14 protein-coding genes and 1 pseudogene are annotated in these 16,174 nt (G+C 45.1%); 9 read left to right on the top strand and 6 right to left on the bottom strand.

What is annotated here, in order from left to right; translation table 11 throughout:
* Positions 1-72 precede the first annotated feature (72 nt).
* The 6 genes and pseudogenes from AB4167_RS02660 to AB4167_RS02635 form a co-directional block, all read right to left on the bottom strand.
* A complete protein-coding gene (locus AB4167_RS02660; RefSeq protein WP_017064722.1) occupies positions 73-810 on the bottom strand; it encodes a DUF3726 domain-containing protein in 738 nt (245 codons plus the stop codon).
* A pseudogene (locus tag AB4167_RS02655) lies at positions 807-2,619 on the bottom strand (hypothetical protein). Before AB4167_RS02655 ends, AB4167_RS02660 begins: the two are co-directional and overlap by 4 nt.
* Before the next feature lie 263 nt (positions 2,620-2,882).
* On the bottom strand, positions 2,883-4,490 hold the full coding sequence (locus AB4167_RS02650; protein WP_017066850.1) for a BCCT family transporter: 1,608 nt from the start codon (positions 4,488-4,490) through the stop codon (positions 2,883-2,885).
* A gap of 230 nt (positions 4,491-4,720) precedes the next feature.
* Positions 4,721-5,716: a membrane dipeptidase gene (locus tag AB4167_RS02645; protein WP_017060833.1), complete on the bottom strand. Its 996-nt coding sequence runs from the start codon at positions 5,714-5,716 to the stop codon at positions 4,721-4,723.
* Positions 5,717-5,922: 206 nt separating this feature from the next.
* Positions 5,923-7,383, bottom strand: a complete 1,461-nt coding sequence (locus AB4167_RS02640) for an aldehyde dehydrogenase family protein (RefSeq protein ID WP_372136090.1) — start codon at positions 7,381-7,383, stop codon at positions 5,923-5,925.
* Positions 7,384-7,572: 189 nt separating this feature from the next.
* Positions 7,573-7,971, bottom strand: a complete 399-nt coding sequence (locus AB4167_RS02635; RefSeq protein ID WP_004730412.1) for a RidA family protein — start codon at positions 7,969-7,971, stop codon at positions 7,573-7,575.
* A gap of 157 nt (positions 7,972-8,128) precedes the next feature.
* On the opposite strand from AB4167_RS02635, the gene AB4167_RS02630 reads away from it, so the two are divergent.
* The 9 genes from AB4167_RS02630 to atpD all read left to right on the top strand — a co-directional run bounded on the left by AB4167_RS02630 (position 8,129) and on the right by atpD (position 16,173).
* A complete protein-coding gene (locus AB4167_RS02630; RefSeq protein ID WP_017060836.1) occupies positions 8,129-9,013 on the top strand; it encodes a LysR family transcriptional regulator in 885 nt (294 codons plus the stop codon).
* Positions 9,014-9,730: 717 nt separating this feature from the next.
* The gene (locus AB4167_RS02625; protein WP_017060837.1) at positions 9,731-10,132 is read left to right on the top strand and encodes a hypothetical protein; all 402 of its coding nucleotides are present in this window, start codon (positions 9,731-9,733) and stop codon (positions 10,130-10,132) included.
* A 1-nt stretch (position 10,133) separates the two neighbouring features.
* The gene (gene atpB / locus AB4167_RS02620; RefSeq protein ID WP_017060838.1) at positions 10,134-10,904 is read left to right on the top strand and encodes a F0F1 ATP synthase subunit A; all 771 of its coding nucleotides are present in this window, start codon (positions 10,134-10,136) and stop codon (positions 10,902-10,904) included.
* A gap of 47 nt (positions 10,905-10,951) precedes the next feature.
* The gene (gene atpE, locus AB4167_RS02615) at positions 10,952-11,188 is read left to right on the top strand and encodes a F0F1 ATP synthase subunit C (protein ID WP_004730405.1); all 237 of its coding nucleotides are present in this window, start codon (positions 10,952-10,954) and stop codon (positions 11,186-11,188) included.
* A 54-nt stretch (positions 11,189-11,242) separates the two neighbouring features.
* Complete coding sequence (locus AB4167_RS02610) at positions 11,243-11,713, top strand: F0F1 ATP synthase subunit B (protein ID WP_372136089.1); 471 nt, start codon at positions 11,243-11,245, stop codon at positions 11,711-11,713.
* A gap of 11 nt (positions 11,714-11,724) precedes the next feature.
* Positions 11,725-12,276, top strand: coding sequence for a F0F1 ATP synthase subunit delta (locus AB4167_RS02605; RefSeq protein WP_017060840.1), 552 nt, complete (start codon positions 11,725-11,727; stop codon positions 12,274-12,276).
* 9 nt (positions 12,277-12,285) lie between these two features.
* Entirely contained in the window at positions 12,286-13,827 is a 1,542-nt protein-coding gene (gene atpA / locus AB4167_RS02600; RefSeq protein ID WP_372136088.1) for a F0F1 ATP synthase subunit alpha, read from the top strand.
* 46 nt (positions 13,828-13,873) lie between these two features.
* A complete protein-coding gene (atpG, locus tag AB4167_RS02595; RefSeq protein ID WP_372136087.1) occupies positions 13,874-14,743 on the top strand; it encodes a F0F1 ATP synthase subunit gamma in 870 nt (289 codons plus the stop codon).
* A 44-nt stretch (positions 14,744-14,787) separates the two neighbouring features.
* Entirely contained in the window at positions 14,788-16,173 is a 1,386-nt protein-coding gene (gene atpD, locus AB4167_RS02590; protein WP_019820615.1) for a F0F1 ATP synthase subunit beta, read from the top strand.
* The last annotated feature ends 1 nt before the right edge of the window (position 16,174 follow it).

Here is a 16,174-nt window from a genome sequence, read left to right as displayed (position 1 = left end):
TATAGGTTTAGTTTCTATAAGCCAAAGATCTATAAACTGAGCTTCTGTAACTTATAGCTCTATAAAACAAAGCTAAGAAGCCTCGAGCTCACCTGCACCTTGAATTGAACGTTGGCTGTTTTCAACAAGGATAGCCGTCGCCGTTTCTTTCAACGCGCCCCACTCTCCATCGTCAACTTCAATGCCCTCGTTCCACGCCTTCTCTTGAGTTTTAAAAAGCGCTTCCGATTCAATGTGTGTTTGGTAGCCATCTGACAAACGTTCGATATCGAAATCCTGGACGGAAAGCTCGATGGTCATATTGTGGATATGATCGTCCGATGCCAGAGGCAAATCTGATAAAAACAGTTCTGGTGCAACGCAACCACGGTTAAGCACATACAAGGTGCTCTTAGGATTTGAGCCATTATCCCAACGTGCGGTACATGCGATGCCTTTCGCTGCCAGTTTTACAAGCTCACTGTACGCTAACCAACGGTTATGGCAGTTGTTTAGCTCGATTTTCAGCGTCTTTTTACCGACCATTTTTTCAATGGCGTAATCCATCACCACAGGAAGATGACACGCTAAGCTCGCCTTGTGCAGGTCCACTTCAACTGTGTTGTCGCTTGTCACTTGGATGTCTACAGGGCAATCGTCTTCTAGCCCCATAAAGTTGCTCGCATTGTTAAAATGACGAACACCATCCAAGCCAACCATTTGTAAATCTGCCACCATGTTCGCTATCACATCGGCTTCACCACATGTACGACGCATACCCAGAAAGGCTTTATTAACGGCCGCTACCAGTTCATTGTGAGAAACGATCATAACGATTTACCTCCATGTTGAGCGTTGATATGTGTAGGAACTTTATTTGAGTCAGCGATCTCCGCTTCACTTGGTAAGATTGGGAACACCCATTCGTCCTGATGAATTTCATCAAGCAACGGTGCACCTTGGAAAAACGTCACTCGTACCCAACGGTCTGAGCGAGGATCAAACTTAGTCGCTCCAAACATCGCTAGCTTACAACGCAGCAAATGCATTGGTGGCGAGTCTTGGTGCAGCACGTTCATTTGAATGTCGCCCATCGCCTTGTTACCTAACGTCCACACACGGCGCGCAATGGCACGATGCTGCGGTTGTTTAACAAGGAATTCAGCCAATGAAAGCTCTGGCGCGAATTGCAATAAAGCATGGTACAGACGGTAAGCTTGACGGCCGATATCCAACGGCAGTTCGCGCTCTTCGCCGAGTTCCTCGCCTCGAACACCGAGCCTTGGCTCTTCTTTGTCCTGAGAGCGATACCAGAACCAGTAGTTATTTTCTGCTTTCGTAAAGTCAGTCGTGATCGCCCAACGGTACTTTTCTTCTAACACAACCAATAGGTCTTGGATCTTTTTGCCACTAGGAAGCGAGAGTGTTTCGCTACAATTCATTTGCTCTTGATGGGCGTCCACTAATTCTGGGTACAATTCCATCAAGCATGAGATAAGGATTTCTTGGGCTTCCATACTCATGTGCTTAGATTGTTCAACTAACTGCGCCCATGTATCGCAATGGTTTACAGAAGCTTCTAGTGACTGTTCTGCGTGTTTCAACTCATCAACAGCGGTTTTGTTCAACTCTTGCTGATTTTCATTGATGGTAACAACTTGTTCTAAATGACAAATCGCTTTTTTAACTAATGTACGTAGGGGCTCAATCAATGCCGTATCCGTGTGATTAGCTAACACGTCAGCTAATGCATGCTCACGGGTTGTCATCCATTGATCGACAATACTGGGGTGGTTAATCAGATATGGCGCCATACCTAAACCTGTGGCATTACCCACACCTAGGTAGCGTTGTAAGCCTCTGTGCAAGGTAATCGCTTGTTCACCGCCTTGTTGCTCCGCTAGGTAATGAACCCAATCTAGGCTGAACTCACGCAGCATATAAACAGCACACATTTGAGCACTGAACGATTGATTAAAATCTGGATTCTTTTCCAAGATTTTAAAGTCAGCAATACCAAACTTACCATTACCATAAACCGCTGTGGTTCGTAGGATGTAGCCAACTTCCGCTAGCTCTTTTGGCGTTGGTTGAACACCTTTAGCCAAGTGACTAACAATATGTTCAAACACTCGTACACTTTTGTTGGCACGCGCTAAAACAAGCACATTGTTAGGGTTACGGCCTGCTTCTTGTAGCGGTACATTCGCACGAAGTCTCTCAAGTAGGGTGACATCAACATCACCAAGAACCAGAGCAAACGTTACGTCCCACTTTTCAGCAATTACACGGTCATTTCGTTCGTCGTCTGCAATCTCATCGCAGAAAACAACCAAATGATAAACATGATTTGGCGTCTCTAGCTTATAGATAACATGACCAAAACCTCGAGCGTCTAGTTGCCACTCATGCTTAGTCACTTTCCATTGCTGTTGCGCCATTTTACGAATCAGAGTTCTTACGAAGCTGATGCGTGTTTGGTGCATAGCACCCAGTCTTTCCGGTGCCATGACGACCGTTGCGTCACGTAGTGCTGATTCAGTGTAGGTAGAACGATGTGCATCCATTTTGCTCACCACCTTAATAGTTATAGGATTTTGCTAGCCATTCAGAACCGATCGTTGCTGTCTTTTGAAGCATATATAGCGACAGTATGTTGGTTAGCTTTCACGTTTTTAATCGTTATTGATATTATCGAGGCAAGCGAACTCGCCACTTATTATTTGTCCTGACTAGATCGATTGACCTAAATACGTGCCGCCCGGTGTATCTTCACCAGTACGGTTTTTATCTTCCTTCCGGAATCTTGTATCAGCCTTCTTTCAAAGGCTCACACCTTGTTTATCTTCAGTTTTTAGAGAGCTTTATCTCTACATTTTCTTCTTTATACCGGCATTGATGTTTTATAAGCCTTGATCTTTCGCCATCTTGATTGCGATTTGAGGCGCATTCCAAAGTGATGGCAGCAAGATTAAGGACACCGGTACCGCTGTGATAACTATGAATGATTGCAGCGCTGAAATACCGCCGGAACCTAGGGAAATCAGAATCAATGCTGTTACCCCCATCATGACACCCCAGAAAGTACGAATAATTGCGTTAGGCTCTGTCTCACCGCTGACTACCACACTGATGGTGTAAGTCATTGAGTCACCTGTCGTTACGATGAAGATCGTCGTCAAGATCAAGAACAGAATAGAGATAAGCATTGGCATTGGTAGTTGCTGAGTTACTGCCAGTAGCGCGCCAGGTAAATTAAAGCCTTCGAACGCTTTACTTACGCTGCCTGGGTCTGCAATTTCAAACGCAAGGCCAGAACCGCCAACAATGGTGAACCAGAAACATGTTACGAACGGTGCAATAAGACTGATGGTTGATACCAATTGGCGAATACTACGACCGCGTGAAATACGTGCGATGAAGATTGCCATCATTGGGCCGTAACCTAAGAACCAACCCCAGAAGAATACTGTCCACCAGCTCAACCAACCTTCGTCACCACGGTATGTTGCCATTGGGATGAAGTTGTCTATCATGCTGCCTACACCTTGGATGTAGCCATTGAAAATGAAGTTTGTTGGGCCGAAGATCAGAATGTAGACCATCAATGACATTGCTAAAATTACGTTGTAACGGCTTAGCATTTGCATTCCGCGGTTAAGACCACTTAATGCCGACAATGTGTATAGAACGATAGCGAACAGGATGATGATAAGCTGCGTCGTGAAGCCATCAGGAATATCAAACAGTGCGTTCAGTGCGTAGCTCACTTGCAAGCCTAAGAAGCCGATAGGACCAATGGTGCCCGCCGCTACTGCGACAATACAACATGCATCAATCAGCGCACCAGTGTGACCTTTCAATGCTCGCTCGCCTAAAACTGGGTAAAGCAAAATACGAGGTTTAAGCGGTAAGCCTTTGTCGTAGTGAAGGTGCATCACCACAATAGACGTTAAGCTACCGACAATGGCCCATGCTAGAAAACCCCAGTGCATGAAGGATTGCGATAAAGCATTCACCGCGCCTTGCTGTGCGTTTTCTTGTGCGCCGTACAATGGTGGTGGGCTAACGTAGTGAGCGATAGGCTCTGCTGCTGCCCAAAATACACCGCCACCTGCCAGTAGCGTACAGAAGATGATCGCCATCCAACGGAAGCCGTCCATTTCAGGTTTAGCGATGCCGCCTAGGATAACCTTGCCTGTTCGCCCTGCCGCCAGGCCAAGACCAATAAGAAAAGTCAGAAGAAGAAGCATTTGCCAGTAAGGACCGAATACTTTTACAGACCATGCAAAGCCCGTATTTACTAGGCTTGATAACAGCTCGCCATCAAATAGAGCAAGTGCCACGAACAGAGCGATAAAACCGCCGCTGTACCAAAGTGCTGGGTTGGATAGGCCTAATTTGTCTGACGTAGACTCAGACTCGTTTGTGTTGCTTTTTGCATTAATTGTTGTGTGTGCTTGACCCGCATTTAAGCTTGAAGATTTCACGCTATTGGTTAAATCAGACATACTCTGACTCCAGAGGTTTCTTTGCAGCTGTCATTTGAATGATGACTACAAGGGTGTATTTAACACCTGCCCTATTGTTTTTTGTGTTGGGCAGGCTAATCCATGTTTGGGTTACCGCGTTGCGAAATAGACCGTTGTTCCTTTTGAATAGTGAAATTGGTTTAAGCAGCACTTGCTTATTGAACGTTTGTTAGAAGGCTGCTAATTCGATGATGGCTCGCGAGAAACCGTTAACCCTTGGTTTGAGGCTCTAGGCCATCTTTCAAGAAGTTAAACCAGTTTTCTCCCAAGACTTGCCCAGCTTCAGACTCGCTGAAACCATGACGCATCAATCCGTTATATATGTTTTCCATACCCGCACTACCACAGAACCAAGGCAACGCATCTGGCCAACCTGAGTTGTTCGCAGAGCCTTCGCCGTAGTCCATTGCTTTAGACCAACGACCATTTCTCATCCATTCAAGAACGGCTTGAGGTTGGTTTAAGCATAGGTCACTGCCAATACCGAGGTGCTCTACGCCGACCATGTCAGCCGTAGTCGCAACCATCTGGCAGAAATCTTCCAAGGTACATTGGCTGCCGTTTGGTAGGTGGAATGGGTACAAGCTGAATCCGATTAAGCCGCCGCGTGCGGTTAGAGCTTTAATTACATCGTTTGATTTATTTCGTAGTGCATCATGAGCAAACGTCGGGTTCGCATGGCTGATACAAATAGGACGAGAAGACAAGTCGATAGCTTCAAGTGTTGAGCGCTCTGCACTGTGAGACATATCTATGATCATGCCCACTCGGTTCATCTCTTCGATGGCTTGTTTACCAAAGCGAGTAATACCTGTGTCGTTCTTCTCGTAGCAACCCGTCGCCAATAAGCTCTGGTTGTTGTACGTCAGTTGCATGATCAAAAGACCTTGCTTACGCATCACTTCGATAAGACCGATCTCATCGTCGATTGGAGAACAGTTTTGAGCACCAAGGAAAATGCCGACTTTGCCAGTCGCTTTTGCAGTCTCGACATCAGCCATTGAGTGAATCGGCATGATAAGGTCTGCGTTCTGCTCGAATCTTAAATTCCATTCTGCAAAGCGAGATAAGGTTTCACGAGCCGTCTCGTGGTAAACCGCGGTAGCGTGAACTGCTGTAATGCCGCTCGCCTTTAGTGTTTGGAAATATTCTCTGTTCCAATTGCAGTATTGCAATCCATCTATAACAATCCGTTGCTGGTACATAACCACTCCTATTGAAAGCTCAGTGTTCTAGCTCGGTTTTGAAAACACGCTCAAATAACATGTTTTCAAAAATGGGTTAAATCACTTGTCTAAGTTCGTTTGCTGCTTTGGTTTGAATGTTGGCCTGACTCTGTGAATCAGGCCAATTCGATAGCTGGATAGCTAGGAAGTTAATTCAGCTATCCAATTCTTATTTAGAAAGTGGATTAGTAAGGACGTTGGTAAGCCGTCTTAACCACTGTGTAGAACTCTTTCGCGTATTGACCTTGCTCACGAGGACCGAAGCTAGACTCTTTACGACCACCAAACGGTACGTGGTAATCCGTGCCTGCTGTTGGTAGGTTGACCATCACACAACCGGTCTGCGCTTGTTGCTTGAACATTGCGCTAGTACGTAGGCTCTGAGTAATGATGCCGCCTGTTAGACCGAAGCGAGTGTCGTTGGTTGTCGCAATCGCTTCTTCTAGGTCAGCGACACGAATCACACTTGCCATTGGTGCGAACACTTCTTCTTGGTTCACTTCCCAATCGTTCTTAGTGTTCAAGAACAGCGTTGGAGACATGTAGAAACCTTCGTGCTTCATACTCAAGCGTTCGCCACCAAATGCCAGCTCACCGCCGCTTTGACGTGCTTTCTCAACCCAACCTAGGTTTGCTTCAAGTTGGTTGCCATCAACGACAGGGCCCATGAACACACCCTCTTCCAGTGCGTGACCCACTTTCAGCTCGCTCATACGTTTAATCAGTGCTTCAACGTATTGGTCGTGAATGCTATCCATAACCACAAGGCGAGACGACGCGGTACATTTTTGGCCTGCGCCAGAGAAAGAACCTGCAATCGTTGCATCAACCGCAGTTTGGATATCAGCATCGTCAGCAATAACAAGTGCGTTCTTACTGCCCATTTCTAGTTGGCATCGAACGAAGTTTGGCGCTGTAGCCGCTGCCACTTTACGACCCGTATCAACAGAACCGGTAAAGCTCACACCGTTCACTTCTTTAGAGTTGATCAGTGCATCACCTACTGTTGAACCGCTACCCAGTACAAGGTTAAACGTACCTGCAGGGATATCTTGGCGGTGGATGATCTCTGTAAGCGCGACCGCACTTGCTGGTGTTAGGTTTGCTGGTTTCCAAATAACGCTGTTACCGAAAGCCAATGCTGGAGCAATTTTCCAAGCTGCTGTTGCTGTCGGGAAGTTCCAAGGAGAGATGATGCCGATAACGCCCACCGCTTCGCGAGTCACTTCTACAGAAACACCCGGGCGTACAGAATCTGCGTTGTCACCAATTTGGCGAAGCACTTCAGCCGCGAAGTATTGGAAAAACTGACCTGCACGGTAAATCTCACCGCGACCTTCAGCAAAAGGCTTACCTTCTTCACGAGATAGCAAAGTGCCCAGCTCATCACAACGTGCAATCAGCTCATCACCAATTGCTTGAAGCACTGCTTGTTTACGCTCAATCGGAGTTTTTTCCCACTCTGGTTGAGCGTGCTTTGCCGCTGAAATCGCTTGTTGAACTTGTTCAGCACTTGCTTGTGCGAAGTTACCGATGTTTTCAGAAATATCTGATGGGTTAATGTTCGCTACGGTGCTTACACCCGCTTGCCATTCGCCGCCAATGTAAAGTGCGTTTTCTGCTTGAACATTCTGTAATTGAGTCATCATTCTGTCCTTGTAACGGTTAGGTTGCGGTTGAGTCTGGCAACCATCTGATTAATGAATAAAACGTTAATTTATATAAGTAACTACGTTTAAATCTTGTATCTAAAACTGAACCAAGTCGCTTGTATCAATAGACCGCTTTAATTCAAAACAGCTTTAATCCGCAAATTGCCTCAGTTCACAGTATCTTTATTCAGGTTGAGAGGCTGATGCGTAAACCACGAACTCAACCAACATTTCTTCTCTTGCTAACCCTGCAACGACGACCGCAGCACGGTTTGGATAAGGTGCATTGAAGTATTCTCCATATACGCTGTTTACCGTTTTTAGGTATTCACGGTCTGTCACGTAAATTAGAACTTGCAGCACTGAATCCATAGATTCGCCTGCACACTCCAACGTATGAACAAGGTTGTTAAAAGTCTGACGCGTTTGCGCTTCGATACCGCCTTCTACTACTGCGCCAGTTTCATCAATTGGAATCTGCGCGGTGTATAGAGTGCCGTTATTAACGATTGCCCACTCTAGGGGTGCTTTTGAAGCGAAAAGCTCGGTTTTTACTGGGTGTTTTTTAGTTTGTGCGTTCACGATTCCATCCAACTTTGTAACAACTATGTTTCAAGATGGTTAAATACTGCACCTTGACGCCTGATAAATCTAACGGTAAATTTTGTGCATTTGATAAATAAAATCTATCACCTTGCAAAAAGTAAGGTATAGCAAGGGCTAGAGAAGGATCGGAGTCATGAGTATTAAGCTACAACAGTTAAAACATTTCGTTTTGGTGGTCGAAGAAGGTGGATTTAGAGCGGCATCTCACCGTGCAAATCGATCGCAAGCGGCACTTTCGACTTCGATAAAAGAGTTGGAAAAAATACTCGGCCAACCTCTGTTTGAAACAGGCAACAAATCGACACTGACGCCTTTTGGAGAAATATGTTTGCCCAAGATCATTCAATTTCTGAACGTTTACAAAGCATTAGACAATGACTTACGCGCAGCGGCAGCAGGACAACAAGGAAGAGTTCGAATAGCGAGCGTGCCTTCGGTGGCCGCAAAACTCATCCCTAGTGTTTTAGGGGCATTTTGTGAGCAGTACCCGAATGTAGAAGTGAGTTTGATTGATGATAATGCGGCAGGGGTAGAAGCAAGATTACTCTCTGGCGAGGTGGATGTTGCCCTCGGTAATAGCTCCCATTTAGAAGAAGAGAGCATCGACTTCACGCCTTTGCTTTCTGATCCTATCGGTGTGGTGTGCCTCAAAGATAACCCTATCGCCTCTCAACGGGAAGGAATCGAATGGCAAACCTTGTTAAAGCAGCCCTTCATTCGTAACGGGACTTGCACCCTACTGGACCCAACACCTGCGCGCATGCTCAGCGAACAAGCCCTGTACTCTGTCGAGAACATTACCTCGCTTTTTTCGGTGTTAGAGCTCGGGATAGGCGTGACCACGCTACCTAAGCTGGCTTTCCCAACCAATGAAACCCGCTTGGTGTGGATTCCGCTAATTGACCCACCCTTGCAACGACAAATCGGCATTTTCAGACTGTCTGATCGTACGATCTCGCCACAAGCACAGGCTTTCCATGACTTATGTATTCAATACCTCAGTTATGAAGAGTCATAAGAGAGCCTAGATTAAGTAAATTAGGCAGCGCTCTGCTGCCATTTACTTCCTCAAAACTCGGTGTTTCTTCTCCGCACCATGCTTCTCGCACACCCAGTCCCCCATTTCACTCCTATATCATCAACATTTAGGCGCTGAATTTTCACTCTCGTGCACGCAAATAGTGACAAGCTGACGACAATATAAAAAATATTCGCTTATTGATAAGGAGCGACGTACGTTTAATTTACCAGAAAAACCAGATCTTCCATCATTGCCTCAAACAAGCTTAACCCCTACCAAAATCACACTTCACAACTCAGCTTGTAAATGAACCTAAGTGTTTGAATAGTCTTAATTGGTAAGATCATAAGTTGAAAATTTAGCTCGCTACTCCCTTCTAAAAAGACCCTCTTTTTCACAAGGATAAAGCATCTTAAATATTCATGAATAAAGTGATAGAACTATTACTTTCATAAATGAAAAACATTCATTTCAAAAATGGAATTATTGATATCAATATTTGTCGTTTTGATCACATAATTTTAGGCGTAGTTTATATTTTGTCGAAACGAGAGCGAACTAGTTTATATCGTTCTATTTCGTCAGGAGATATAAGACCAGCAAGATTATCTCTTTGTTAACAAGCAAAGTTTTATTAACAAGTAAATGCGAGTAGCAAGACATATTCAAACTGTGTTTTATATGAGCTTACACTGTTAAATATAAGGTTTTATTATGAGGCTTAATGGGATAAGTGGTGACATTCTTGTTGCTGCTAAAAGAGTTGTTCTCTGCCAAGTAGTATTAGCCGTCGGTGTAGTTTTATATGAAGTGTTTTTTGGTAATAAAGTAGATATGGAATCGTCGGCTTTGGGTATCGGAATTGCGATGCTACCTCCGCTGTTTGGTTTTATATATGCAAGCCTAAAGGTGCGCAAGAATCCTAATTATAGTTTACGTGACTTAATGCAAATGAGTCGTGTCGTGAAAATAACTTATACGTTCTTAATGTTTATCTTGGCGTTCCAGTTTTTCAAATTGGATAACCCAGTAATATTGTACGCATATATTCTCACTATGGTTGGGTACTTCTTAACACCATTTATTACTGCCTCTACAAGATCGGAGTACGTGTAGTATGGATCAAGTAACTACCGCTCACGAATACATAGAGCATCACTTAACCTTCTTAACTACAGGTGATGGTTTCTGGGCGTTCAACATCGACTCGATGTTGGTATCTTGGATTACGGGTTTACTGTTTATTGGAGCTTTTCGATACGTAGTGACTAAGGGCACCAGCGGTGTACCAGGTCGATTTCAATGTTTTATCGAACTGATATTTGATTTTGTAAACAACCTAGTAAAAGAGATTTTTCAAGCGGAGGATAAATTAATAGGGCCACTGGCATTAACCACTTTTGTTTGGGTGTTGTTAATGAACGCGGTCGATTTATTACCAATAGATTTCATACCAGCATTAAGTCGTGCAATGGGTCTAGAACACTTTAGAGATCTACCAACGGCGGACGTAAATATTCCAATGTCGATGGCACTCGGTGTATTTATCTTACTGTTGACTTATACATTTAAAAATAAAGGATTGAAAGGCTTTATCAAAGAGCTTACTACGCAGCCATTTGATAACCCTCTTTTATACCCTGTTAACTTAGTTCTTGAATTAATAACATTAATTTCAAAACCTATATCACTAGGCTTACGATTATTTGGAAACATGTATGCAGGTGAGATGATATTTATTCTGATCGCATTAATGCCATGGTGGATGCAATGGGCACTGAGTGTTCCTTGGGCACTATTCCACATATTAATCGTATTCTTGCAAGCATTTATATTTATGGTACTGACCGTTGTTTATTTAGGTATGGCAACAGAAGAACACCACTAATTAATAACTAAAAAATTTAACTAAAAAATTATTTATCGGAGATACAAATGGATATCGTAAGCGCAGTTTTATATGTAGCAGGTGCATTACTGATCGGTTTAGGTGCAGCAGGTGCAGCATCTGGTATTGGTAACTTAGCAGGTAAATACCTTGAAGGTGTTGCGCGTCAACCAGACCTTACTCCAATGCTTCGTACTCAATTCTTCATCATGATGGGTCTTGTGGATGCAGTACCGATGATCGGTGTTGGTATCGGTCTATACATCATCTTCGCCGTGGCTTAATCAAACCGCTTTGAAAGATCGATTTATACATAATCAAGATTTAGTGAGGAAGGTATGAACTTAAATGCAAGCATGCTTGGACAAGCAATCTCATTCGTGATTTTTGTTTGGCTCTGCATGAAATATGTATGGCCCCCTCTCACCGCGATGTTAGACGAGCGCCAAAAAGAAATCGCTGATGGTTTACGCCACTCAGAGAACGCTGCGAAAGAGCTAGAACTAGCAAAATCAAATGGCGCGCAACTCATCGAAGATGCAAGAAAAGATGTGACTGAACTGGTTGAACAGGGCCGAAAACGCCGCAATGAAATCATCAGCTTAGCGCAACAAGAAGCCGAGCAAGAAAAGGCACGCATCTTAGAACAAGGTAGAGCTGAGCTAGAAGGCGAACGCCAAAAGATACGCCGTGAACTTCAGGCAGATATGGCAGACGCAGTAATTCAAAGTGCACAGAAACTGATTAGCAAAAACCTAGATTCCGCAACGAACCGAGCGCTAGTTGACCAAATGATTAGCGAACTCTAAGGAGAGGCAATATGTCAGATTACACCAATATTGCTCATCCCTACGCCAAAGCATCGTTTGAATTTGCTTTAGGTGAAAACCAGTTACAAGAGTGGCACTCAATGCTGTCCATTCTTGTGGCTGTCGCGGAAGAAGAAACGATCGCTAGTCAGATTTCTTCAGCAGAAGGTGCTTCTACACACCAAACAGAAGAGCTGGCAAACCTCATCATTCATATTTGCCAAGGACTCGTTGATGACCACGTCATTAATCTCATTCGAGTCTTGGCCGAGAACGGCCGCCTTTCTGTTGTAAGAGACCTGTTTGAATTGTACTGCGAGCTAAAGGACGAACATGAACGTGTAGTGCCTGTCACTGTCACCAGTTCAGAAATGCTGACACAAGATCAAGTTACGTCACTAACAGCTGCACTTGAGAAGAAATTAGAGCGTCAGGTTGAAATGAAGCAGGTTATTGATGACACGTTAGTGGGTGGAATGGTCATCAAAGCGGGTGAAACCGTTATCGATGGTTCTTTAAACACATCAATTGACCGATTGGCTCATCAACTTCACGCGAGATAGGTAACAATTATGCAATTAAATTCAAATGAAATCAGCGATCTAATCAAAGAACGCATCTCGAAATTTAATGTGAGCACCGAGGCTCGCAATGAAGGCACTATCGTATCGGTTCGTGATGGCATCATCACAATCAATGGCCTTGCTGATGTTATGCAAGGCGAGATGATTGAGCTACCAGGTGGCAAATACGCACTCGCACTTAACCTCGATACTCACTCAGTAGGTGCGGTGGTTATGGGCCCCTACACTGACCTCTCTGAAGGTATGAAAGTGAAAGGTACAGGTCGTATCTTAGAAGTACCTGTAGGTAACGGACTTCTTGGTCGTGTAGTCAACACATTAGGCGAGCCAATCGATGGCAAAGGCCCAGTGAGTTGTGACCGACTCGACCCTGTAGAAGTGATTGCACCGGGTGTAATCGAACGTAAGTCTGTTGATCAACCTATTCAAACTGGTTATAAAGCGGTTGATACCATGGTGCCAATCGGTCGTGGTCAACGTGAGCTTATCATTGGTGACCGTCAGACGGGTAAAACAGCGTTAGCTATCGATGCGATCATCAATCAGAAAGATTCTGGCATCAAATGTGTGTATGTAGCGATTGGCCAAAAAGCCTCCACTATCGCTAATGTGGTTCGTAAACTCGAAGACCACGATGCGCTAAAAAACACCATCGTAGTCGTGGCATCAGCATCAGAGTCTGCAGCGCTTCAATACCTAGCCCCCTATGCGGGTTGCACCATGGGTGAATACTTCCGTGACCGCGGTGAAGATGCGCTGATCATCTATGATGACCTATCAAAACAAGCCGTTGCTTACCGTCAAATCTCATTGCTATTGAAACGCCCACCGGGTCGTGAAGCCTTCCCTGGCGACGTATTCTACCTTCACTCACGCCTGCTAGAACGTGCAGCACGAGTGAATGCAGAGTATGTAGAGAAGTTCACTAACGGTAAAGTGAAAGGCCAAACAGGCTCATTAACGGCGCTTCCTATTATTGAAACTCAGGCGGGTGATGTATCAGCGTTTGTACCAACCAACGTAATCTCAATCACTGATGGTCAGGTTTTCCTTCAAACCCAACTGTTTAACTCAGGCTTACGTCCTGCAGTAGACCCAGGTATCTCGGTATCTCGTGTGGGTGGTGCGGCGCAATGCAAGATCATCAAGAAACTGTCTGGTGGTATCCGTACTTCATTAGCTCAATATCGCGAGCTGGCGGCCTTTGCTCAATTCTCTTCTGACTTAGATGAGATGACGCGCAAACAGCTAGACCATGGTGAGCGTGTTACCGAATTAATGAAGCAAAAACAATACTCTCCAATGTCAGTCGCTGAGCAAGCAACGGTTATCTACGCAGCAGAGAAAGGCTACTTGGTCGGTGTTGAGCTAAACAACATTGCCCGTTTTGAAGAAGAGCTGATTGCTTATGCCAAAGGTCAGAACCCTGCGTTGTTCGAAAAAATCAACGCGACAGGCGATTACAATGACGAAATCGACGGTGCTCTTAAAGAGATCCTAGAAGGTTTTGTTGGGATGAAAGCTTGGTAAGTGCTCCGGTTTGTTAGCTGGAAATCAAAACAAATAGGAGCAGATTATGGCAAGTACTAAAGAAATTCGCACCAAGATAGCCAGTGTTAGTAACACTCAGAAAATCACTAGCGCAATGGAAATGGTTGCAGCAAGTAAGATGCGCAAGGTTCAAGACAACATGACGCTAACTCGCCCCTACGCCGAGAACATGCGCAAAGTTATCTCTCATGTTGCATCGGGTTCCCTGGAGTACCAGCACCCTTACCTGCAACAGCGTGAACCTAAGCGTGTCGCTTACATCATTATCTCGTCCGATCGCGGCTTGTGTGGTGGCTTGAACTCAAACTTGTTCAAGAAAGTGTTAGAAGAAATGGAGCAATGGCGCACCAAGGGAGTCGAGGTAGAAACAACCTTAGTGGGATCTAAGGCTATCTCGTTCTTCCAACGCGGCGGCAACGTTATTGCACAAACGTCAGGTCTTGGCGATACACCTAAGTTAGAAGACATCTTAGGTACGGTGAATGCGATGCTCGGGCATTACGACGAAGGTAAAATCGATAGCTTGTATCTCGTTTACAACCAGTTCGTCAACACCATGGTTCAAGCGCCAACGACCTTGCAGTTGCTCCCCCACCCTTCGGATTCTGAGGAAGGTGGTGAGCCTAAAAAAGCGCGTCGTTGGGACTACATCTATGAGCAAGCACCCAAAGACATACTCTCAGAACTGTTACATCGATACATCGAATCGCAAGTGTATCAAGGCATTGTTGAGAGCATTGCCTGTGAGCAAGCAGCCCGAATGGTCGCTATGAAAGCGGCGACTGATAACGCAGGCCAACTCATTGATGACTTGCAGTTGGTCTACAACAAGGTGCGTCAGGCTGCCATTACCCAAGAGCTGAGTGAAATAGTCTCAGGTGCCCAAGCTGTCTAGGGCTAGAAAAGACTGGGTCAAGAACAGAATTTGAGGATTTAAGAATGAGTGTTGGAAAAATAGTTAAAGTAATCGGCGCGGTGGTTGACGTCGAGTTCAGCGGCGGCAACAGCCCACGCGTTTATGATGCATTGAAAGTGACTAGCGACGAAGCAAGCTCGTTAGTATTGGAAGTACAACAACAACTGGGTAGCAATATCGTTCGTTGTATTGCAATGGGTACGTCAGATGGCTTACGTCGTGGCCTAACGGTTGAAAACACAGGCTCTCCAATCACGGTTCCTGTCGGCGAAGAAACGCTAGGCCGTATCATGAACGTGCTTGGTCAACCTATCGATGAGTGTGGTGAAATCGGTCAGAAAGAAAACTACGAGATTCACCGTGAAGCCCCTTCTTATGAAGAACAAGCAAACAGCACTGAGCTTCTAGAAACAGGCGTTAAGGTTATCGACCTTATCTGTCCATTCGCTAAGGGTGGTAAAATTGGTCTGTTCGGTGGTGCTGGTGTAGGTAAAACCGTCAACATGATGGAACTTATCAACAACATCGCCAAAGCCCACTCAGGTCTTTCTGTGTTTACCGGTGTAGGTGAGCGTACTCGTGAAGGTAACGACTTCTACTACGAGATGAAAGAAGCAGGTGTACTAGACAAAGTAGCCATGGTTTACGGTCAAATGAACGAGCCACCGGGAAACCGTCTACGTGTAGCACTTACAGGCCTAACTATGGCTGAGCGCTTCCGTGATGAAGGTCGTGACGTACTGTTGTTCATTGATAACATTTACCGTTACACGCTTGCGGGAACAGAAGTATCAGCTCTGCTAGGTCGTATGCCTTCAGCAGTAGGTTACCAACCAACACTGGCTGAAGAGATGGGTGTGCTTCAAGAGCGTATCACTTCGACTAGACAAGGCTCTATCACGTCTATCCAAGCGGTATACGTACCTGCGGATGACTTAACCGATCCATCACCAGCAACAACCTTTGCTCACTTAGATGCGACCGTTGTACTGTCTCGTAATATCGCGGCATTGGGTCTCTACCCTGCGATTGATCCATTGGATTCAACCTCTCGTCAATTGGACCCACTTGTGGTTGGTCAAGAGCACTACGACATTGCACAAAAAGTACAAACAACGCTGCAACGCTACAAAGAGCTAAAAGACATCATCGCGATTCTTGGTATGGATGAGCTGTCTACTGAAGACAAACAGACCGTATCTCGCGCTCGTAAGATTGAACGTTTCTTAACGCAGCCTTACCACGTAGCCGAAGTGTTTACCGGTCAGAAAGGTGTCTTTGTACCGCTAAGCGAAACACTAAGAGGCTTTAAAGGTCTATTGAGCGGTGAATATGACGATATCCCAGAGCAAGCGTTCTTGTACTGTGGCTCTATCGACGAAGTGCTTAACAAAGCAAAATCACTCTAAG

Origin of the sequence: Vibrio sp. 10N.286.49.E11 (genome assembly GCF_041469505.1) — a bacterium.
GTDB classification, from domain to species: Bacteria; Pseudomonadota; Gammaproteobacteria; order Enterobacterales; family Vibrionaceae; genus Vibrio; species Vibrio crassostreae_C.
Note: the sequence above shows the minus strand (reverse complement) of the source record. Positions and strands in the feature narration are given on the sequence as shown.